The following is a 21,198-nucleotide window of genomic DNA, read 5'->3' as shown; positions in this document are numbered from 1 at the left end:
CGCAGGTCGGTGGAGCGGCTTTGGGCTGGAGCTGCTTTGGCGCGAGTGATCATGGCCCCGTAAGCTTCCGGCGCGTCGGGCAGTCTGTGGACCTGCCCGTTAAGGCACGACGTTGGGGCCATGATCTTCGAGGCTCGCGCCAAAGTGGCTGCGTAAAGCCGCGGAGCCGACCGCCCCAGCCACGAGGTACCCCTTCTCTCATTTCAAGTGGCTGATTGCTATGAGCGCGGCTCGGACATCGGCCGGGCTGGAGCGGGGCGGAGACAGGAGCGCAGGCACGGCCGGGGGCGTGGCCTGGTCCACTTCCATGCCGTGATCCGCCTCGATGGGCCGGACGGACCGACCTCGGTCCCGCCCGGCTGGGTGACAAACGGATCTCCTGGCGGAGGCGGTGCGGGTGGTCGTCGTACGGGTGCGGCTCGTAGCTCCCGGCGCGGAGGTCGTCGGTCCTCGCGTGCTGAGGTTCGGCGAACAGGTCGACGTGCGGCCCATCGCGTCGTTAGGTGCGGGGGAGCGGCTGACCTCGGCTGCCGTCGCGGGCTACATAGCCAAGTACGCAGCCAAAGGAGCGGAGTCCGCCGGCGCGGTGGACGGCCGGGTTCACCACGCACGGGACCTGGTCATGCTGCCCGTACGGGCTCACGTACTCCGCCTGATCAGTACCTGCTGGTGGCTCGGCGGCCTGCCCCCGTTCGAACCTCTCGGGTTGCGACGCTGGGCGCACATGCTCGGCTACGGCGGCCACTTCTCCACGAAGTCACGCCGCTACTCCACCACCCTGACCGCACTCCGTCAGGCCCGTGCAGAACACCGTGCGGAGGAACAGCGCACGGCCCTCGGTATCGGCGCGCGGCCAACCGTCACGGTCGGCCAGTGGCGCTACGCCGGGCGCGGCTACTCGCCTGAGGCGGCACTCTCCTGGCCGCCTCGGTGCGGGAGGGCGGTGGTCCTCATGGCGCGTGAGAAAGCGGCCGAACTGCTCACCGTGCGGCAGGTAATCGAGGAACTGGGCGGGATCTCCCGGCGCACCTTCTACCGCTGGCGGGAACTGCGCATTGCCCCTCGCTGCATCCGGTTACCGAACGGGGAGCTTCGGGTCCGGCGGGACGTGCTCAACGACTGGTTGGAGAAGCGTGCGGAGGGGGCCGCGTCGTGAAGTCGTACAAGGTCGTCATCTGGAAGCTCAGTATCAACCGGTCGGCGAAGAAACCGACGTACCTCGTGCGCTGGTCCGTTGACGGCGAGCCGTTCCACGAGTCGCACAAGACGAAGGCGCTGGCCGACCGCTTCCGCGCGAAGCTGCTCCGGGCGGCGGACCAGGGCGAGCCCTTCGACACTGTGACTGGTCTGCCGGACTCGCTCCGGGGTGGCAAGGCGGCGCTGTCGTTCCTGGAGCTGGCACTCAAGTACATCGATGGCCGGTGGGCGGAGGCGTCGGCGAAGCAACGGGACAGCGTGACCGACTCGTTGGCAACGGTTGTGCCCGCACTGGTCAAGCCGGGACGTGGGCGGCCCACTGCCGAGATCCTGCGGCGGGCGCTGCGCTCGTACCTGCTGCCTCCGCCTCGTACGGAGAGGGAGCGGCCCGAGGAGATCGCTTCCGCAGTGCGCTGGATTGAGAAAGCGTCGCTTCCGGTTGCGGAGTTGCAGGAGATCGCGCGGGTTCATGAGCTGATCGGCGCACTCGGCCGGAAGCTGGATGGCAAGCCCGCGGCGACGCAGACGTACCGGCGACGGCGCGCGGTGGTCTTCAACTCCCTTGAGTTCGCTGTGGAGTTGGAGGCTCTGCCGTCCAATCCGCTGAGCCGGGTGCGGCGCAAGAGGGGTAAGCGGCCAGTGCAGGAGGTCGACCGGCGGGTGGTGGTCAACCTTCGACAGGCGCGTGAGTTGCTGACGGCGGTGACGTACGTGGGCGGCTACGAGCGGGCCAGCGGTCGACGACTGCGGGCGTTCTTCGGATGCTTGTACTACGCAGCCGTGCGGCCCGGTGAGGCGCTGGGCCTGCGTCGCTCGGATTGCACGCTCCCGGCGAAGGGCTGGGGCGCATCGAACTGGCTGAGACCCGGCCGACGGCGGGCAAGGCATGGACCGACTCCGGCGAGGCGCACGATCGGAGAGGTCTCAAGCAGCGGGCAGAGGGAGAGGGAGAGGTACGGATCGTGCCCATCCCACCTCCGTTGGTGCGGCTGCTTCGTGAACACCTGAAGGAGTTCGGCACAGCGAAGGACGGTCGGCTCTTCGCGAGCGAGCGGGGCAATGTCGTGGCCGCGTCGTCGTACTCCCGTGTGTGGAAGCAGACGCGGGAACTGGCGCTCCTGCCGGAACAGGTCTCCTCGGTCCTGGCCTTCCGGCCGTACGACCTTCGCCACGCGGGCGTCTCTCAGTGGCTCAACTCCGGAGTGCCCGCGCCGGAGGTGGCCGCTCGCGCCGGCCACTCGGTCGACGTCCTTCTGAAGATCTACGCCAAGTGCATCGATGGCCAGGAACAGGAGATGAACTACCGGATCTCGGCGGGCCTGGGAGAGGGGGACGGCACCAAAGACTGAAGGGCCCACACGCCCCTCACGCGAGCCCCGGAGTGATCCGGGGCTTTCGTCGTGTCGGAGGTGTGTCGGAAAGCTACGCTCAAGGGGACGACAAACAGCCGTTGACCTGCCGGAAGGGTCGCCAAGATCATTACGTCGTCATTACGTGATCACTGGCAAACGACTGCTTTCGGCGGCATCCGCCTGCACACACGCCAAGACCCCGTCCTCAGCTAAAGCGCTGATGGCGGGGTCTTCGGGCACCTCATAAAGGGTGCCCCCGGCAGGATTCGAACCTGCGCACACGGCTCCGGAGGCCGTTGCTCTATCCCCTGAGCTACGGGGGCGTGTCGGGCGCGGTGTTTGCGGCGACGGGTAGAACCCTACCAGCTCTTTCGGGGTCGTCATGAACGGGTTTTGGGGGTCGGGGAGGGGGTGTCGGGGGGCGTTCCGATCTTGGGCGGCGGGTGGGTTACGGGTGGGTTCGGGATCGCTCGCGCGGGGTGGAAGTGGGGAAAAGCCGGACGCGGCCCCACGTGCCGACCTACTCTCGAGTTGTGCCAGGCGCGTCGGGTCGGGTGCTTGTTGTGGACGACAACAAGGTCATCCGGCAACTGATCAGGGTCAATCTCGAGCTGGAGGGTCTCGAGGTCGTGACCGCGGCCGACGGTGTCGAGTGTCTGGACGTCATCCACCAGGTCAGGCCCGATGTGGTCACCCTCGACGTGGTCATGCCCCGGCTCGACGGATTGCGTACCGCCGCCCGGCTCCGCGCCGATCCGCGGACCCGCAACCTCCCCCTCGCCATCGTGAGCGCCTGCAACCAGTACGAGGTCGAGAACGGCCTCGAAGTCGGCGTCGACGCCTTCCTCGCCAAGCCCTTCGAGCCCGCCGAACTCGTCCGACTCGTACGCCAGTTGCTTGAGCGGCGGGAGACTCCGGCCACCAGTGCCTCCTTCGAAGGCGCCGACAGCATCTACGGCTCCGGCGAGACCGAGCGAGCCGGCCGCACCGGCAGCTGAGGCGACCACCTAGGTCGAGCGCCCGAGACCGGTTAGCCCCACCCACCCGCGGGCGCCCACCCACCCGCGGGCGCCCGACCGCCGCAGAGGTCGTGGCGACGTGTCCGCCCGCAGTGGATGGCGCGTCCCCGCCGGGTTCCCTGCGATGCAATCCCACTTCATCGCGCCCGACCGCGGTCGGACACGTCACCACGTCCCCGACCCCACCACGGCGACCCGGCGACCCGGCGACCGGACGACCGGGCGCAGCAACCCCCCACCGGCCCGCACCCCACCCCCGCGCCCGTCCCAACCTCACCCACCGTCCACATCCCGGACCCTCCCCCAAACCAGTTCGCCTACCCACCCCCCTCCTCCCCTACGCTTGTCCCGTGACCCCCGTCGAGCTCTCCCGTACCGTCCTGCGTGCAGTGCGCCGCGCGGTGGACGTGGGCGAGCTTGTCGTGCCCGTGCCGGAGAGTGTCCAGGTCGCGGCCCCGGGGCCCGGCGGCCGCGGCGATTACGCCACGAACGTAGCCCTGAAGCTGGCCCGTCCCGCCGGCCGCCCGTCTCACGAGGTCGCCGAGATCCTGCGGTCGCACCTCGCGGACGCGGAAGGCGTGACCGGCGTCGACATCACCGGGCCCGGCTTCCTCAACATCACCCTCGACGGGAGCGGAGAGCAGGCCCTTGTCGCCGAGATTCTGAGGTGCGGCGCGCGGTACGGGTTCGTCGACGAGCCCACCGGGGAGCTCGTACAGCTCCACCACCCCCGCGAAGTACGCGCCGCCGTCACCGCTCAAGCAGTCGCCCGGATCCTTCGCTCCCAGGGCGCCCTCGTCCGTACTTCCTGCGAGGACGAGCCCGACCCCGCCTGGGCGGCCGTCCTCGGTGTCAGCGTCGACGCCCACGGCACCCCCGCCGCGCCGGCACCTCTCAAGGTCAACGTCCGGCCCGTACCGGCCGGCCAGGACCCCACCCCGCTCGGCCGCGACGCCGCCCGCTGGGCCCTGCTGCACCCCGCGTCGCACGACCACCCCCGCATCACCGCGGACCACCTCGTCCAGCGCGAGACCAACCCCCTCTTCAGGGTCCGGTACGCCCACGCCCGCACCCGGGCCCTCAGCCGCAACGCCGCCGCCCTCGGCTTCACCAGCGCCCCCGGCGACGTACAGGGCGACACAGCACACCTCGTCGACGCCCTCGCCGCACACCCCCACACCCTCGCCACCGCGGCCCGCCACCGTGCGCCCGACCGTCTCGCCCGGCATCTCGTCACCACCGCCGACGCGATGCTCGCCTTCCAGCACACCGTGCTTCCGCTGGGTGACGAGAAACCCTCGGCCGCCCACCGTGCCCGGCTCGCGCGTGCCGAAGCCGCCGGGACGGTGCTGGCCGGCGGCCTGTCCCTGCTCGGCATCGACGCCCCAGAACATCTCTAGAACTTCTCTGAGGAAGCCCAACAGACATGAGCCGTTCCGCACACCCCGCCGGGCCCCGTCACGCTGATGTCTGGCCCGAGGGCCACTACTCCGCCCCGCCCGCCGACCTGAACGCCCTCGACCCGAAGGTCTGGGCCCAGACCGTCACGCGTACGGACACCGGTGAGGTCAGCGTCGGGGGGATCGGCGTCGCGGCGCTCGCCGAGGAGTTCGGCACCCCCGCCTACTTCGTCGACGAGACCGATTTCCGGGCCCGCGCCCGCGCGTGGCGTACCGCCTTCGGGCACGACGCCGATGTGTTCTATGCCGGCAAGGCGTTCCTGTCCCGAGCCATCGTGCGCTGGCTGCACGAGGAAGGGTTGAACCTCGACGTCTGCTCCGGCGGCGAGCTCACCACCGCCCTCTCCGCCGGAATGCCCGCCGACCGCATCGCCTTCCACGGCAACAACAAGTCGACGGATGAGATCACTCAGGCCATTGAGGCCGGTGTCGGGCGGATCGTTCTCGACTCCTTCCAGGAGATCGTGCGCGTTGCCCACATCGCGCAGTCGCTCGGCACGCGGCAGCGCGTGCAGATCCGGGTGACCGTCGGCGTCGAGGCCCACACGCACGAGTTCATCGCCACCGCGCACGAGGACCAGAAGTTCGGCATCGCGCTCGCGGACGGGCAGGCCGCCGAGGCCGTACGGCGCGCGCTGACCCTCGACGGGCTCGAACTGATCGGCATCCACTCCCACATCGGGTCGCAGATCTTCGACATGGCGGGGTTCGAAGTCGCCGCCCGTCGTGTCGTGGCACTCCTCGCCGCCGTCCGTGACGAGCACGGCGTCGAGCTTCCCGAGATCGACCTCGGTGGTGGCCTCGGCATCGCCTACACCAGCGACGACGACCCGCGTGAGCCGCACGAGATCGCCAAGGCGCTCGGCGAGATCGTCACGCGTGAGTGCGAGGCCGCCAAGCTGCGGACGCCCCGGATCTCGGTCGAGCCCGGGCGCGCCATCGTCGGGCCCACCGCTCTCACCCTCTACGAGGTCGGCACCATCAAGCCCCTCGAAGGACTGCGCACGTACGTCTCCGTCGACGGCGGCATGTCCGACAACATCCGCACCGCGCTGTACGACGCCGAGTACAGCGTCGCGCTCGTCTCCCGTACGAGCGACGCCGAACCCATGCTCGTACGCGTCGTCGGCAAGCACTGCGAGAGCGGCGACATCGTCGTGAAGGACGCCTTCCTGCCCTCCGACCTCGCGCCCGGCGACCTCATCGCGGTGCCGGCCACCGGCGCGTACTGCCGCTCGATGGCGAGCAACTACAACCACGCCCTGCGCCCGCCGGTCGTCGCGGTCCGCGACGGCGAGGCGCGCGTGATCGTCCGCCGCGAGACGGAGGAGGACCTCCTGCGTCTCGACGTCGGCTGACAGGAATGACGGCACAATGCTGAGCAGGGCGGAAGATCTCCCGTCTGCCGCCCTCGCACAAATGAAATAGACATCTCACGATCCGGACGAGGGATAGAAACCCCCGTCCGGTGAGTGAGACTGGTCCCACCGTGACGGTATGAGGAAACGAGGTCGGATGATGCGTACGCGTCCGCTGAAGGTGGCGCTGCTGGGCTGTGGGGTTGTCGGCTCAGAGGTGGCGCGCATCATGACGACGCACGCCGACGATCTCGCCGCGCGCATCGGCGCCCCCGTCGAACTTGCGGGTGTGGCGGTACGCCGGCCCTCCAAGGTGCGTGAGGGCATCGACCCCGCCCTCGTCACCACCGACGCCACCGCGCTCGTCAAGAGCGGGGACATCGACGTCGTCGTCGAGGTCATCGGCGGTATCGAGCCCGCCCGCACGCTCATCACCACCGCCTTCGAGCACGGCGCGTCCGTCGTCTCCGCGAACAAGGCGCTCCTCGCCCAGGACGGTGCCGCGCTGCACGCCCTCGCCGAGGAGCAGGGCAGGGACCTCTATTACGAGGCCGCCGTCGCCGGTGCCATCCCGCTGATCCGGCCGCTGCGCGAGTCCCTCGCCGGCGACAAGGTCAACCGGGTGCTGGGCATCGTCAACGGCACCACCAACTTCATCCTCGACAAGATGGACTCCACGGGGGCCGGCTACCAGGAGGCCCTCGACGAGGCCACCGCCCTGGGGTACGCCGAGGCCGACCCGACCGCCGACGTCGAGGGGTTCGACGCCGCCGCCAAGGCCGCCATCCTCGCCGGGATCGCCTTCCACACGCGCGTGCGTCTCGACGACGTCTACCGCGAGGGCATGACCGAGGTCACCGCCGCCGACTTCGCCTCGGCGAGGCGGATGGGCTGCACCATCAAGCTGCTCGCCATCTGTGAGCGGGCCGCCGACGGGGGATCGGTCACCGCGCGCGTGCACCCCGCCATGATTCCGCTGAGCCACCCGCTCGCCTCCGTGCGCGGCGCGTACAACGCCGTGTTCGTCGAGTCGGACGCCGCCGGGCAGCTCATGTTCTACGGGCCGGGCGCCGGTGGTGCGCCGACCGCCTCCGCCGTTCTCGGCGACCTCGTCGCCGTCTGTCGCAACAAGCTCAGCGGCGCGACCGGGCCCGGCGACTCGGCGTACACCCAGCTGCCCGTGAGCCCCATGGGTGAGGTCGTGACCCGCTATCACATCAGCCTCGATGTGGCGGACAAACCGGGTGTTCTCGCCCAGGTTGCGACCGTTTTCGCCGAGCACGGTGTCTCGATCGATACCGTTCGGCAGCAAGGCCGACAGGACGGAGGCGGCGAGGCCTCTCTCGTCGTCGTCACGCACCGCGCGTCCGACGCGTCCCTCAACGGGACAGTCGAGGCGTTGCGCAACCTCGACACCGTGCGGGGTGTCGCCAGCATCATGCGGGTTGAAGGAGAGTAACGAGCAATGACCCACCAGTGGCGCGGAATCATCGAGGAGTACCGGGACCGGCTGCCGGTATCCGACACCACGCCGGTCGTGACGCTGCGCGAGGGCGGTACGCCGCTCGTGCCGGCGCAGGTGCTCTCCGAGCGCACGGGCTGCGAGGTCCACCTCAAGGTCGAGGGTGCCAACCCCACCGGGTCCTTCAAGGACCGCGGCATGACCATGGCCATCACGCGGGCCAAGGAGGAGGGCGCGAAGGCCGTCATCTGTGCCTCGACGGGCAATACGTCGGCGTCCGCCGCCGCGTATGCCGTACGGGCCGGAATGGTCTGTGCCGTTCTTGTACCGCAGGGCAAGATCGCGCTCGGCAAGATGGGCCAGGCCCTCGTGCACGGCGCGAAGATCCTCCAGGTCGACGGCAACTTCGACGACTGCCTCACGCTGGCGCGCAGCCTCTCCGACAACTACCCGGTGGCGCTGGTCAATTCGGTGAACCCGGTGCGTATCGAGGGGCAGAAGACCGCCGCCTTCGAGATCGTGGACATGCTGGGTGACGCACCCGACATCCACGTCCTTCCGGTGGGCAACGCGGGCAACATCACCGCGTACTGGAAGGGGTACACCGAATACGCCGCCGACGGGATCGCCAAGCAGACCCCGCGCATGTGGGGCTTCCAGGCGTCCGGTTCCGCGCCCATCGTGCGCGGCGAGGTCGTCAAGGACCCCTCGACGATCGCCACCGCGATCCGCATCGGCAACCCGGCCTCGTGGAAGTTCGCGCTGGCCGCGCGGGACGAGTCGGGCGGCTTCATCGACGAGGTGACGGACCGTGAGATCCTGCGCGCCTACCGCTTGTTGGCCGCTCAGGAGGGCGTCTTCGTGGAGCCCGCCTCCGCGGCCTCGGTCGCCGGTCTGCTCAAGGCCGCCGAGCAGGGCAAGGTCGACCCGGGCCAGCGCATCGTCTGCACGGTGACCGGAAACGGCCTCAAGGACCCCGACTGGGCCGTCGCGGGCGCACCGCAGCCGGTCACGGTCCCGGTCGACGCGGCAACGGCCGCAGAGCGCCTCGGCCTGGCGTAACACGGGAGCTCAGCCTGGCATAGCCCCACACCAGCGCCGGGCCCCCAACAGCGAGTGAGCCGAAGGGGCGCGCCTGTGTTGAGAGGCCGAGCGCGCGGAGGCCCGACGAAGGAGGGTCGAGCACGCTCGGCCTCTCAACACAGGCTTTGGCGCCCCGGAGGCGAACCGAGCTTTGAAAAAAAGGGGGGGTGCACGAGGGGCTTACGACACGCATCGTGCGCCTCCTGTGCGCCCTATGTCGCCACAGAACCTTCCTTCGATAGGCTGTACCGAACCCGCCCGCCGCATATGCCGCGGTGCCGCGCCGTCCCTGCGGCCTCCGGGTCTTCCGCATTTTCCGTATGTCTCGCAGGATTTCGAGAATCTCGCAGCTCAAGCTCAAGGAGAGTCATCGAGCGATGGCCGGTCCAGCGTTCCGCGCCGCCGCCGTCCGGGTGCGCGTCCCCGCCACCAGTGCCAACCTCGGCCCGGGCTTCGACGCCTTCGGTCTGTCACTGGGGTTGTACGACGACGTGGTCGTCCGGGTGGCCGACTCCGGACTGAACATCGACATCGCAGGCGAGGGCAGCGAGACGCTCCCACGCGACGAGAGCCACCTGCTCGTACGCTCCCTGCGCACCGCCTTCGATCTGCTCGGCGGACAGCCGCGCGGTCTCGAGATCGTCTGCGCCAACCGCATCCCGCACGGCAGGGGCCTCGGCTCCTCGTCCGCAGCCATCTGCGCGGGCATCGTCGCTGCACGCGCAGTGACCATAGGCGGCGACAGCAAGCTCGACGACGAGGCACTTCTGGAGCTCGCGACGGAGATCGAGGGCCACCCCGACAACGTCGCGGCCTGTCTGCTCGGCGGGTTCACACTGTCCTGGCTGGAGGGCGGATCCGCGCGCGCCATCAGGATGGAACCCGCCGATTCCATCGTTCCGGTGGTTTTCGTACCGGCGAAACCGGTCCTCACCGAGACCGCCCGGGGACTGCTCCCACGCGCCGTTCCGCATGTGGACGCCGCAGCCAACGCGGGCCGCGCCGCACTGCTTGTCGAGGCCCTGACCAGGCGCCCCGAGCTGCTGCTGCCCGCCACCGAGGACCGACTGCACCAGGAGTACCGCGCCCCGGCCATGCCGGAGAGCGCGGCTCTGGTGGAGCGGCTGCGGGCCGACGGAATTCCCGCGGTGATCTCCGGCGCCGGGCCCACCGTGCTCGCGCTCGCCGCCGACACCGCGGCCGACAAGGTCGCACGACTGGCGGGCGAGGGCTGGGCGGCCAACCGGCTGGGCCTCGACGCCACGGGGGCGAGCGTGCTGCCGCTGGCTCCGTGACACACGGTCGCCGGATTTCGAGAGGGGGAATGTTTGTTGGATCCGGTAGTGTTAACCTCAAGTCTGCACCCGACCCCACCATGGCGAGGTGCTTCACGTCCCCGTCCGGGACAACCATTCTTCCGGGAGCCCCCCAAATCGCTTTGTGCCATGCATTGGGTGCTACGCGCTGAGCGGTGCTGAGCACGCTCCGGAACCGGCGTGACCGAGCCGATGGACACGGAACCTCAGTGCCCCGGCCCCGGGAATCGCCATCCCAGAAATTCCCTCCGCCTTTTGGCGGACCACCGCCCCGGCACGGTCCACACAGCAAGGACCACTGCCGGACAGCACAACCGGTCGCCGAGCCAGACAGGCCGACGTCCGCTCCAGGGAAGGACCCTTCGTGAGCGACACCACCGATCTGATGGGCGCACGTGTCGAGGAGACCGCTGCCGCGCCCGCCACGGACGCCTCCGCGCCTGCCACCGGTGCCGGCTCCCGTCGGCGCCGCGGTACCGGCCTCGAGGGCATGGTGCTGGCCGAGCTGCAGCAGGTCGCATCCGGCCTCGGCATCAGGGGCACCGCGCGGATGCGCAAGAGCCAGCTGATCGAGGTCATCAAGGAGGCGCAGGCGGGCGGGGGTGCTCCGGCCAAGGCCGAGACCGCCACCGAGACCAAGCCGAAGCGCCGGGCCACCTCGAAGGCCCGTACGGGCGACGACGCCGCTCCCGCCGACAAGAAGGCGGAGGCCAAGGCCGAGAAGGCCGTGGCACAGCAGCAGATCGAGATCCCCGGCCAGCCCGCGAGTGACGACGCCCCGGCCGAGCGCCGCCGGCGCCGCGCGACCTCCGAGGCCGGCAGCCCCGAGACGGTCACAGCCGAGGCGAAGAGCGAGCCGAAGGCCGAGACGCCCGCCCAGTCCCAGGGCGAGGCCAAGGGCGACGCCGGTGACGGTGGCGAGGGCCGTCAGGGCCGCCGCGACCGCCGTGACCGTGGCGAGCGCGGCGACCGTGACCGCGGAGGCCGCGGCGACCGCGACCGCCGTGGCAAGGGCGACGAGCAGCAGGGCGGCCAGGGTGGCCAGGGCGGCGGCAACCAGCAGCGCCAGGACCGTCAGGGCGGCCAGCAGCAGGGCGGCGGCCGTCAGGACCGCCAGGACCGTCAGCGTGACAACGGGCCCCAGGACGACGACGACTTCGAGGGTGGCCGCCGCGGCCGCCGCGGTCGTTACCGGGACCGCCGTGGCCGGCGTGGCCGCGACGAGTTCGGCCCCAACGAGCCGCAGGTCGCCGACGACGACGTCCTGATTCCCGTCGCGGGAATTCTGGACATCCTCGACAACTACGCGTTCATTCGTACGTCGGGCTACCTGCCCGGCCCGAACGACGTGTACGTCTCCCTCGCCCAGGTCCGCAAGAACGGTCTGCGCAAGGGTGACCACGTCACCGGTGCGGTCCGTCAGCCCAAGGACGGCGAGCGCCGCGAGAAGTTCAACGCGCTGGTCCGCCTGGACTCCGCGAACGGCATGGCTGCCGAATCCGGCCGCGGCCGCCCGGAGTTCAACAAGCTGACGCCCCTTTACCCGCAGGACCGGCTCCGTCTGGAGACCGACCCGGGCGTGCTGACCACCCGCATCATCGACCTCGTCGCGCCGATCGGTAAGGGCCAGCGCGGTCTGATCGTGGCCCCGCCGAAGACCGGCAAGACCATGATCATGCAGGCGATCGCCAACGCGATCACGCACAACAACCCCGAGTGCCACCTGATGGTCGTCCTGGTCGACGAGCGTCCGGAAGAGGTCACCGACATGCAGCGGTCGGTGAAGGGCGAGGTCATCTCCTCGACCTTCGACCGTCCGGCCGAGGACCACACCACGGTCGCCGAGCTCGCCATCGAGCGTGCGAAGCGCCTGGTTGAGCTGGGTCACGACGTCGTCGTACTGCTCGACTCGATCACGCGCCTGGGCCGTGCGTACAACCTTGCCGCCCCGGCCTCCGGCCGCATCCTGTCCGGTGGTGTCGACTCGACCGCGCTCTACCCGCCGAAGCGCTTCTTCGGTGCCGCGCGCAACATCGAGGACGGCGGCTCGCTGACCATCCTGGCCACCGCGCTCGTCGACACCGGCTCGCGCATGGACGAGGTCATCTTCGAGGAGTTCAAGGGCACCGGCAACGCCGAGCTCAAGCTCGACCGGAAGCTCGCCGACAAGCGCGTCTTCCCGGCGGTGGACGTCGACGCGTCCGGTACCCGTAAGGAAGAGCTGCTGCTCGGCAGCGACGAGCTCGCCATCACCTGGAAGCTGCGCCGCGTGCTGCACGCGCTCGACCAGCAGCAGGCGATCGAGCTGCTGCTGGACAAGATGAAGCAGACGAAGTCGAACGCCGAGTTCCTGCTGCAGATCCAGAAGACGACGCCGATGCCGGGCAACGGCAACGACTGAGGCAGCACGGCCGGCCATGCCGGTACCGCGAAGGGCCACCCCGTGTACGTAACGGGGTGGCCCTTCGCGTGGGCCTTTGCGTGGGCCTTTTCGAGTTGCAGGAGCCCCGGTGAAATGGGCTGTGAAGAGACCTTCGCCACAGATGTGAGGAGCGCCACGTGCTCGCGGAAGCACGCCGTCCGCCATCGAAAGCCCAGGTGAGCGCTCGACGGTCCGTCCCGACCTTCACACAGCGTGCTCATTGATCCACAGCGCGGTCACAGCGCGTCGTGCAACCCTTTTTCCGGTTTCAACGTCTGACCGGACGGGTCCTGACAGAGACGTCGCGGCAGATGACCACGCCTGACCCTGACTGCAGGGGGTAACCGAACGTACGAGGACTGAGGAGCACATGTCTGCCGAGAGCATGCCGGAACCCGGCACACCGGAGGATTCCGGTTCGAGCGCCCCGCGCCGCCGCGGCAAGGGCAGCCGCCGCAAGCCGCGGAGTACGCGCCACAAGGCGCTCGTCATCACGGCCTGGGCCGCCGCGGGCGTCGTCGTGCTGGGCGGTACCGGCCTCGGGTTCATGTACTTCAAGCTCAACGACAACATCAAGAGCGTCGACATCAACCAGGCACTCGGCACCGACCGGCCCCTGGACGTCGACAACGGCTCGCAGGACATCCTCGTACTCGGCTCCGACACCCGCTCCGGCGGCAACAAGGAGCTGGGCGGCGGCGTCGACGACGGCAGTGCCCGCTCGGACACCGCGATGATCGTGCACGTCTACGAGGGCCACAAGAAGGCCAGCGTGGTCTCCATACCCCGTGACACCCTCGTGGACCGGCCCGAGTGCACCGACAGCAAGGGCGTCGAGCACGACGCCGGGTCCCAGGTGATGTTCAACTCCGCGTACTCGACCGGCGGCGCCGCCTGTGCCGTGAAGACCGTCGAGTCGATGACCGGCATCCGCATGGACCACTACATCGAGGTCGACTTCAGCGGTTTCCAGAAGCTCATCGACGAACTCGGCGGCGTGGAGGTCACCACGACCAAGAGCATCCGGGACGAGGAGAGCCACCTCGATCTCAAGGCCGGCACGCACCAGCTCACCGGCAAGCAGGCGCTCGGTCTGGTCCGCACCAGGCACGGTGTCGGCGACGGCTCCGACCTCGGCCGGATCCAGCTCCAGCAGGCGTTCATCAAGGCCCTGGTCGAGCAGGTCAAGGACATCGGAGTGCTGACCAGCCCGAAGAAGCTGTTCGACCTCGCCGACACCGCGACCAAGACCGTCACCACCGACACCGACCTCGACACGGTCAAGGACCTGGCCTCGTTCGCCAACGGCCTCAAGGGCATCAGCCCCTCGAACATGAACATGGTGACGATGCCGGTCCAGTACGACCCGGCCGACGGCAACCGTGTCCTCGTCCTCAAGGCCAAGTCCCAGCAGGTCTGGGACGCCCTGAAGAACGACCGCCCGATCCCTAAGTCGGCGACCAAGGGGGCGGCGACGGGTGCGGCGAAGGGTGTTGTGAGCTAGGCGCTCCGCTGGGGCGGTTGATTGGCTGCGGGCCCGGTGGGGGTCGCTCGCGCAGTTCCCCGCGCCCCTGAAAGGCGGGGCTGCGCCCCTGCCTTTCGTCTTTTGGGGGCGCGGGGAACTGCGCGCCAAGCCCCCACCGGGCCCGCGGGGAATACACAACGCGAACCCCCGGTTTTGGGGGATGGCCCCAGTCCTGGCAGACTGGTACGTCGGCCCCGGTTCACGCTCCGCAGCCCGCGGCAGCGACCCGGCGCCCTCCCGAAACTAGGAGACACCTTGAAGCGCGACATCCACCCCGAGTACGTCGAGACGCAGGTCAGCTGCACCTGTGGCGCGTCGTTCACCACCCGCAGCACGATCTCCAGCGGCGCCGTCCGCGCCGAGGTCTGCTCCGAGTGCCACCCGTTCTACACGGGCAAGCAGAAGATCCTCGACACCGGTGGCCGCGTGGCCCGCTTCGAGGCCCGCTTCGGCAAGGCCAAGGCTGCCGCTGACAACAAGTAGCGAGCCCACAGCGCCGGTCTTCGGTGCCTCCGTCCAGGGGGCGCTGGGACCGGCGCTTTGCGGTGCAGCCCCCATTCGTCGTACCTACGTCCCGCGCCCGTCATGGAGCGGGGGACAGCCCATTGGAGCCGGAGATGTTCGAGGCGGTCGAGGAACTGATCGGCGAGCACGCCGATCTGGAGAAGAAGCTCGCTGACCCGTCGGTCCACGCCGACCAGGCCAACGCGCGCAAGCTCAACAAGCGCTACGCCGAGCTCACCCCGATCGTCGCGACGTACCGCTCCTGGAAGCAGACCGGGGACGACATCGAGACGGCGAAGGAGTTCGTCGCCGACGACCCGGACTTCGCGGCCGAGGTCAAGGAGCTGGAGAAGCAGCGCGAGGAACTGACGGAGAAGCTGCGGCTGCTCCTCGTCCCGCGCGACCCCAGCGACGACAAGGACGTCATCCTGGAGATCAAGGCGGGAGCGGGCGGCGACGAGTCGGCCCTGTTCGCCGGTGACCTGCTGCGCATGTATCTCCGGTACGCCGAGCGCGTCGGCTGGAAGACCGAGATCATCGACTCCACCGAGTCCGAGCTGGGCGGCTACAAGGACGTCCAGGTCGCCGTGAAGACCAAGGGCGGCCAGGGCGCCACCGAGCCCGGCCAGGGGGTCTGGGCCCGGATGAAGTACGAGGGCGGGGTGCACCGCGTGCAGCGGGTGCCCTCGACCGAGTCGCAGGGCCGTATCCACACCTCCGCCGCCGGTGTGCTCGTCACGCCCGAGGCCGAGGAGGTCGACGTCGAGATCCTCGCGAACGACCTGCGGATCGACGTCTACCGCTCCTCCGGTCCCGGCGGCCAGTCCGTCAACACGACCGACTCCGCCGTGCGCATCACGCACATTCCCACCGGAGTCGTTGCCTCCTGCCAGAACGAGAAGAGCCAGCTGCAGAACAAGGAGCAGGCGATGCGTATCCTGCGCTCCAGGCTGCTGGCCGCGGCGCAGGAGGAGGCGGAGAGCAAGGCCGCGGACGCCCGCCGCAGCCAGGTCCGTACCGTCGACCGCTCCGAGAAGATCCGTACGTACAACTTCCCGGAGAACCGCATCTCGGACCACCGGGTCGGCTTCAAGGCGTACAACTTGGACCAGGTGCTCGACGGTGATCTGGACGCGGTGATCCAGGCGTGCGTCGACGCGGACTCGGCCGCCAAGCTCGCCGCGGCGTAGGGCACGTACAAGTACACAGCGCAGTACACATCCGCTCGACGGACAACAGCACAGCTCCCGGAGGACCAGCGTGAACCTGCTGCTCGCGGAAGTGGCCCAGGCCACCCAGCGGCTGGCCGACGCCGGCGTGCCCTCGCCGCGCAACGACGCCGAGGAACTCGCCGCGTTCGTGCACGGCGTGAAGCGGGGCGAGCTGCACACCGTCAAGGACGCGGACTTCGACGCCCGGTACTGGGAGGTGATCGCGCGCCGCGAGGCCCGCGAGCCGCTCCAGCACATCACCGGGCGGGCCTACTTCCGCTATCTGGAACTCCAGGTCGGGCCGGGCGTGTTCGTGCCCCGGCCCGAGACGGAGTCCGTGGTCGGCTGGGCCATAGACGCCGTCCGCGCGATGGACGTCGTCGAGCCGCTGATCGTCGACCTGTGCACCGGCTCGGGCGCGATCGCGCTCGCCCTCGCGCAGGAGGTGCCCCGCTCGCGCGTCCACGCCGTCGAACTGTCCGAGGATGCCCTGCGGTGGACCCGTAAGAACGTCGAGGGATCCAGGGTCGACCTGCGGCAGGGCAACGCCCTGGACGCGTTCCGCGACCTCGACGGCCAGGTCGACCTCGTCATCTCCAACCCGCCGTACATCCCGCTGACCGAATGGGAGTACGTCGCTCCGGAGGCCCGGGACTACGATCCCGAACTCGCCCTGTTCTCGGGGGAGGACGGTCTCGACCTCATCCGCGGTCTGGAGCGCACCGCGCACCGGCTGCTGCGGCCCGGCGGTGTCGTCGTCATCGAGCACGCCGACACCCAGGGCGGGCAGGTGCCGTGGATCTTCACGGAGGAGCGGGGCTGGGCCGACGCCGCGGACCATCCCGACCTCAACAACCGGCCGCGGTTCGCGACCGCCCGCAGGGCGACGCCATGACAGCGGCGACTTCTTGCGTGGACGACGTGGAAATCGTTAGATGCGCGGCCAACGGGGCCCGCGTGTTCGAGGAGGCTTGCTGATATGGCACGGCGATACGACACCAACGACGCGACCGACCGCTCGACGGGTCTGCGCGAGGCCGCGTCCGCCGTCCGCCGCGGCGAGCTCGTGGTGCTGCCGACCGACACCGTGTACGGGATCGGCGCCGACGCGTTCAGCTCGGAGGCCGTGACCGACCTGCTGGAGGCCAAGGGCCGCGGCCGGAACATGCCCACGCCCGTCCTCATCGGCTCCCCGAACACGCTGCACGGCCTGGTCACCGACTTCTCCGAGATGGCGTGGGAGCTCGTCGACGCGTTCTGGCCGGGCGCGCTCACGCTCGTCGCCAAGCACCAGCCGTCCCTCCAGTGGGACCTGGGCGACACCCGTGGCACGGTCGCCGTACGTATGCCGCTGCACCCGGTCGCCATCGAGCTGCTGACCGAGGTCGGTCCGATGGCCGTCTCCTCCGCGAACCTGACCGGCCACCCGGCTCCCGAGGACTGTGACGCCGCGCAGGAGATGCTCGGCGACTCCGTCTCCGTGTACCTGGACGGCGGGCCGACCCCCGGCAACGTCCCGTCGTCGATCGTCGACGTCACGGGCAAGGTGCCGGTGCTCCTGCGGGCGGGAGCCCTGTCCGCGGAGGAGCTGCGCAAGGTCGTCCCCGACCTCGAGGTGGCGAATTGACAGCCCCTGACGCGGGGCGTGGCATAGGGACGGGGACGGGGTACACGGGGGCTTACGGCGACGGGGCCTCGGGGGACTCCTCTTTTCGCATCCTCCACGTCAGCACCGGCAATGTGTGCCGCTCGCCGATCACCGAGCGGCTGACCCGTCATGCCCTGGCGGACCGGCTCGGCGACCCCCTGTGGGGCGGCCTGATCGTGGAGAGCGCCGGTACCTGGGGTCATGAGGGCGCGCCCATGGAGGCCAACGCGGAGGCGGTCCTCGCGGACTTCGGCGCGGACGCCTCCGGCTTCGTCGGCCGTGAGCTGCTGGACGAGCACGTCATCAGGGCGGACCTCGTCCTCACGGCCACCCGCGACCACCGCGCCCAGGTCATCTCCATGGGCCACTCGGCGGGCCTGCGCACCTTCACCCTGAAGGAGTTCACCCGCCTGGTCCGCGCCATAGACCCCGCCACCCTCCCTCCCCTGGACGACGGCATGGTCGAACGCGCCCGAGCCCTGGTCCGCGCGGCAGCGGCTCTACGCGGGTGGCTCCTGGCCCCGACAGCGGAGGCGGACGAGGTGTACGACCCGTACGGCGCCCCTCTCCCGTTCTTCCGGTCAGTGGGCGATGAGATCAATCAGGCGCTGGATCCGGTGGTCACGGCGTTGACGGGTGTGCCCGCACGCGCCTGACCCGGGCGAGAGACGTGTCAAGGAGGGGCCCCGCTCGGGCGTAACACCGGGCGCAGCAGGGGTCACGGTTCTACATTGGACTTAGCGTCCCCCCCCGTCGAGGTCCGGAGTCCGCCATGCCGGTCGCACACACGCTTGAAGGTCCGCTGTCGGTCGACGTGCTCGGCCGGCAGGATCCGGAGCTGGCCGAGATCCTGCTTGGAGAGCTGGCGCGGCAGTCGACGACGCTGCAGCTCATCGCCGCCGAGAACTTCACCTCGCCGGCCGTGCTGGCGGCGCTGGGCTCGCCGCTCGCGAACAAGTACGCCGAGGGATATCCCGGCGCCCGGCACCACGGCGGCTGCGAGATCGTCGACGTGGCCGAGCGCATCGCCGTGGAGCGCGCCAAGGCCCTGTTCGGCGCCGATCACGCCAACGTGCAGTCCCACTCCGGGAGTTCGGCCGTCCTGGCCGCGTACGCCGCCCTGCTGCGTCCGGGAGACACCGTCCTCGCGATGGGTCTGCCGCACGGCGGCCACCTCACGCACGGGTCGCCCGCGAACTTCTCCGGCCGCTGGTTCGACTTCGTCGGCTACGGCGTCGACCCCGAGAGCGGGCTCATCGACCACGAGCAGGTGCGCACCCTGGCCCGTACGCACCGGCCGAAGGCCATCGTGTGCGGGTCGATCTCGTATCCCCGGCACATCGACTACGCCGCCTTCCGCGAGGTCGCGGACGAGGTCGGGGCCTATCTCATCGCGGACGCCGCCCATCCGATCGGGCTCGTCGCCGGGGGAGCGGCGCCCAGTCCGGTCCCGTACGCCGATGTGGTGTGCGCGACCACGCACAAGGTGCTGCGCGGCCCGCGTGGCGGCATGCTGCTGTGCGGGAGCGAACTGGCCGAGCGGGTGGACCGGGCGGTGTTCCCCTTCACACAGGGCGGCGCGCAGATGCACACCATCGCCGCCAAGGCCGTCGCGTTCGGCGAGGCGGCAACACCGGCGTTCACCGCGTACGCCCATCAGGTGGTGGCGAATGCGCGGGTACTGGCGCAGGGCCTGGCCGCCGAGGGACTCGCGGTCACCACCGGCGGCACCGACACCCATCTGCTCACCGTCGACCCGGCACCGCTCGGGGTGGACGGCCGCACCGCCCGCGGCCGTCTCGCAGCCGCCGGAATGGTCCTCGACACCTGTGCCCTGCCCCATCCCGACGTGCGAGGACTGCGTCTGGGCACGGCCGCCCTGACCACTCAGGGGATGGGCGAGGCCGAGACCGCACGCATCGCGGTGCTGTTCGCGACGGCCCTGCGGGACGAGTCCGCCGGGCGTGGAGTGCGTGAAGAAGTGCGGGATCTGACCGGAAGATTTCCGCCCTATCCCGCCCAGTGAGGGGTGGACGATCACCGGTGCACAGCCACTCGTGCAACCATCGGCTCTACCCGGAAGTCCCCAACCGTATGCGCACGAAGCTAGGGTGTGGGGCTGAGATGGCCAGCGAGATCTGTGGGGAAGCCTGTGCGTGAATACCTCCTGACGCTCTGCATCACGGCCGCGGTGACGTACCTGCTGACCGGGCCGGTGCGGAAGTTCGCGATCGTGGCCGGAGCGATGCCGGAGATCCGGGCACGTGACGTGCACCGGGAACCCACACCGCGCCTGGGCGGCATCGCGATGTTCTTCGGGCTGTGCGCCGGCCTGCTGGTCGCCGACCACCTGACGAACCTCAGTGAGGTCTTCGAGAACTCCAACGAGCCGCGTGCCCTGCTCTCCGGCGCGGCCCTGATCTGGCTGATCGGCGTACTGGACGACAAGTTCGAGATCGACGCCCTCATCAAGCTCGGCGGCCAGATGATCGCCGCGGGCGTCATGGTCATGCAGGGTCTGACGATCCTGTGGCTGCCGATCCCCGGCGTCGGCTCGGTCTCCCTGACCCAGTGGCAGGGCACGCTGCTGACCGTCGCGCTCGTCGTGATCACCATCAACGCCGTGAACTTCGCCGACGGCCTCGACGGCCTCGCCGCCGGCATGGTGTGCATCGCGTCCGCCGCGTTCTTCATGTACGGCTACCGCATCTGGTACGGCTACGGCCTTGAGTCCGCCGCCCCCGCCACCCTCTTCTCCGCGCTCCTCATGGGCATGTGCCTCGGCTTCCTGCCGCACAACATGCACCCCGCGCGGATCTTCATGGGCGACTCGGGCTCGATGCTCATCGGCCTGGTGCTGGCGGCCGGTGCCATCTCCATCACCGGGCAGGTCGACCCGGACGCGATGAACCTCTTCGCCGGGTCCGAGAAGGAGGCCGTGCACCAGACGGTGCCGGTCTACATCCCGCTGCTGCTGCCGCTGACGATCATCGCGGTCCCGGCGGCCGACCTGGTGCTCGCCATCGTGCGGCGCACCTGGCGCGGTCAGTCGCCGTTCGCCGCCGACCGCGGCCACCTGCACCACCGTCTCCTCGAGATCGGCCACTCGCACAGCCGGGCCGTGCTCATCATGTACTTCTGGTCGGCGCTCATCGCCTTCGGAGCCCTGGCCTACTCGGTGAACTCCGGGGCCATGTGGATCGTGCTCGGCATCATGGCGCTCAGCGCGGTGGGCCTGGTCCTGCTCCTGCTGCCGCGCTTCACGCCGCGCGCCCCGCGCTGGGCCGAGCACTTCGTGCCGCCGCGCTACCGCCGCCGCAGGGCCGCGCAGCTGTCGGCGGAGGCTTCGACGGCAGTCGCGTACGCCGCGGGTGACGGGACGCACGGCCGGGCACCCGTCGGAGCCGGCGACGGGGTCGGCGACGGCACTGACGACGACGGCGACGGTGAGCGTGAGGAACACCGCACTCCGGTTGTCGCCGGTGTCTCAGGAGTCAACGGGGCGACGGCTGTTGGCCCCCGTTCGCGCCTCCTGGACGGGCGCAAAGCCGGAACGTCGCGCTGACGCGAGGTAAGAATCGTGCAAGAACCACCGATACGACGGCATCCGTAAACCGCCCCAATACCAGACAAGTTGGTCG

16 protein-coding genes, 1 tRNA gene and 2 pseudogenes are annotated in these 21,198 nt (G+C 69.7%); 18 read left to right on the top strand and 1 reads right to left on the bottom strand.

Translation table 11 applies throughout. The annotated features are described in order from the left end of the window. Positions 1-288: 288 nt before the first annotated feature. The 3 genes and pseudogenes from QF035_RS18245 to QF035_RS18235 form a co-directional block, all read left to right on the top strand. Positions 289-963: pseudogene (locus tag QF035_RS18245) on the top strand (replication initiator); the annotation flags it as partial. After that, complete coding sequence (locus tag QF035_RS18240; RefSeq protein ID WP_307521417.1) at positions 953-1,156, top strand: helix-turn-helix transcriptional regulator; 204 nt, start codon at positions 953-955, stop codon at positions 1,154-1,156. The pseudogene QF035_RS18245 and the gene QF035_RS18240, both read left to right, overlap by 11 nt. After that, positions 1,153-2,546: pseudogene (locus tag QF035_RS18235) on the top strand (tyrosine-type recombinase/integrase). Before QF035_RS18240 ends, QF035_RS18235 begins: the two are co-directional and overlap by 4 nt. 254 nt (positions 2,547-2,800) lie before the next feature. Here QF035_RS18235 and QF035_RS18230 read toward each other — a convergent pair. Next, positions 2,801-2,872 (bottom strand) — tRNA-Arg (locus QF035_RS18230). 156 nt (positions 2,873-3,028) lie between these two features. On the opposite strand from QF035_RS18230, the gene QF035_RS18225 reads away from it, so the two are divergent. The 15 genes from QF035_RS18225 (at position 3,029) to QF035_RS18155 (ending at position 21,122) form a co-directional block, all read left to right on the top strand. Continuing rightward, on the top strand, positions 3,029-3,547 hold the full coding sequence (locus tag QF035_RS18225) for a response regulator (protein WP_307521416.1): 519 nt from the start codon (positions 3,029-3,031) through the stop codon (positions 3,545-3,547). A 371-nt stretch (positions 3,548-3,918) separates the two neighbouring features. Beyond that, positions 3,919-4,968, top strand: coding sequence for an ArgS-related anticodon-binding protein NrtL (nrtL, locus tag QF035_RS18220; protein WP_307521415.1), 1,050 nt, complete (start codon positions 3,919-3,921; stop codon positions 4,966-4,968). A 26-nt stretch (positions 4,969-4,994) separates the two neighbouring features. Beyond that, positions 4,995-6,386, top strand: a complete 1,392-nt coding sequence (gene lysA, locus QF035_RS18215; RefSeq protein WP_307521414.1) for a diaminopimelate decarboxylase — start codon at positions 4,995-4,997, stop codon at positions 6,384-6,386. Between the two features lie 160 nt (positions 6,387-6,546). Then, on the top strand, positions 6,547-7,845 hold the full coding sequence (locus QF035_RS18210) for a homoserine dehydrogenase (RefSeq protein ID WP_307531208.1): 1,299 nt from the start codon (positions 6,547-6,549) through the stop codon (positions 7,843-7,845). Between the two features lie 6 nt (positions 7,846-7,851). Next, positions 7,852-8,910: a threonine synthase gene (gene thrC / locus QF035_RS18205; protein ID WP_307521413.1), complete on the top strand. Its 1,059-nt coding sequence runs from the start codon at positions 7,852-7,854 to the stop codon at positions 8,908-8,910. Between the two features lie 398 nt (positions 8,911-9,308). After that, positions 9,309-10,226, top strand: a complete 918-nt coding sequence (gene thrB, locus QF035_RS18200; RefSeq protein ID WP_307521412.1) for a homoserine kinase — start codon at positions 9,309-9,311, stop codon at positions 10,224-10,226. Positions 10,227-10,611: 385 nt separating this feature from the next. Then, a complete protein-coding gene (gene rho, locus QF035_RS18195; protein ID WP_307521411.1) occupies positions 10,612-12,648 on the top strand; it encodes a transcription termination factor Rho in 2,037 nt (678 codons plus the stop codon). 391 nt (positions 12,649-13,039) lie between these two features. Continuing rightward, positions 13,040-14,173, top strand: coding sequence for an LCP family protein (locus QF035_RS18190; protein ID WP_307521410.1), 1,134 nt, complete (start codon positions 13,040-13,042; stop codon positions 14,171-14,173). 276 nt (positions 14,174-14,449) lie between these two features. After that, the gene (gene rpmE, locus QF035_RS18185; RefSeq protein ID WP_307521409.1) at positions 14,450-14,677 is read left to right on the top strand and encodes a 50S ribosomal protein L31; all 228 of its coding nucleotides are present in this window, start codon (positions 14,450-14,452) and stop codon (positions 14,675-14,677) included. A gap of 134 nt (positions 14,678-14,811) precedes the next feature. Next, on the top strand, positions 14,812-15,888 hold the full coding sequence (gene prfA / locus QF035_RS18180; protein WP_143636225.1) for a peptide chain release factor 1: 1,077 nt from the start codon (positions 14,812-14,814) through the stop codon (positions 15,886-15,888). Positions 15,889-15,958: 70 nt separating this feature from the next. Next, a complete protein-coding gene (gene prmC / locus QF035_RS18175; protein WP_055614409.1) occupies positions 15,959-16,804 on the top strand; it encodes a peptide chain release factor N(5)-glutamine methyltransferase in 846 nt (281 codons plus the stop codon). Between the two features lie 84 nt (positions 16,805-16,888). Further along, positions 16,889-17,536 carry an L-threonylcarbamoyladenylate synthase gene (locus tag QF035_RS18170; protein ID WP_055614410.1) on the top strand — a complete coding sequence of 216 codons (648 nt, stop codon included), beginning with the start codon at positions 16,889-16,891 and terminating at the stop codon, positions 17,534-17,536. Next, positions 17,533-18,213 carry an arsenate reductase/protein-tyrosine-phosphatase family protein gene (locus QF035_RS18165; RefSeq protein ID WP_373466174.1) on the top strand — a complete coding sequence of 227 codons (681 nt, stop codon included), beginning with the start codon at positions 17,533-17,535 and terminating at the stop codon, positions 18,211-18,213. The genes QF035_RS18170 and QF035_RS18165 overlap by 4 nt, the downstream gene beginning before the upstream one ends. Before the next feature lie 116 nt (positions 18,214-18,329). After that, positions 18,330-19,583, top strand: coding sequence for a serine hydroxymethyltransferase (glyA, locus tag QF035_RS18160; protein WP_307521408.1), 1,254 nt, complete (start codon positions 18,330-18,332; stop codon positions 19,581-19,583). 126 nt (positions 19,584-19,709) lie between these two features. Then, a complete protein-coding gene (locus tag QF035_RS18155) occupies positions 19,710-21,122 on the top strand; it encodes an MraY family glycosyltransferase (protein ID WP_307521406.1) in 1,413 nt (470 codons plus the stop codon). The last annotated feature ends 76 nt before the right edge of the window (positions 21,123-21,198 follow it).

The organism is Streptomyces umbrinus, from assembly GCF_030817415.1.
In the GTDB taxonomy this organism is placed as follows: Bacteria; Actinomycetota; Actinomycetes; order Streptomycetales; family Streptomycetaceae; genus Streptomyces; species Streptomyces umbrinus_A.
The sequence above is the reverse complement of the archived record's forward strand: the minus strand, read 5'-3'. Positions and strand labels throughout refer to the sequence as shown.

What these genes read in the sequence shown, in the direction of transcription:
- prfA (WP_143636225.1), top strand. Translation starts at nt 14,812, where the DNA reads ATGTTCGAGGCGGTCGAGGAACTGATCGGCGAGCACGCCGATCTGGAG.
- QF035_RS18240 (WP_307521417.1), top strand. Translation starts at nt 953, where the DNA reads ATGGCGCGTGAGAAAGCGGCCGAACTGCTCACCGTGCGGCAGGTAATC.
- thrC (WP_307521413.1), top strand. Translation starts at nt 7,852, where the DNA reads ATGACCCACCAGTGGCGCGGAATCATCGAGGAGTACCGGGACCGGCTG.
- QF035_RS18190 (WP_307521410.1), top strand. Translation starts at nt 13,040, where the DNA reads ATGTCTGCCGAGAGCATGCCGGAACCCGGCACACCGGAGGATTCCGGT.
- QF035_RS18170 (WP_055614410.1), top strand. Translation starts at nt 16,889, where the DNA reads ATGGCACGGCGATACGACACCAACGACGCGACCGACCGCTCGACGGGT.
- QF035_RS18210 (WP_307531208.1), top strand. Translation starts at nt 6,547, where the DNA reads ATGCGTACGCGTCCGCTGAAGGTGGCGCTGCTGGGCTGTGGGGTTGTC.
- thrB (WP_307521412.1), top strand. Translation starts at nt 9,309, where the DNA reads ATGGCCGGTCCAGCGTTCCGCGCCGCCGCCGTCCGGGTGCGCGTCCCC.
- lysA (WP_307521414.1), top strand. Translation starts at nt 4,995, where the DNA reads ATGAGCCGTTCCGCACACCCCGCCGGGCCCCGTCACGCTGATGTCTGG.
- glyA (WP_307521408.1), top strand. Translation starts at nt 18,330, where the DNA reads ATGCCGGTCGCACACACGCTTGAAGGTCCGCTGTCGGTCGACGTGCTC.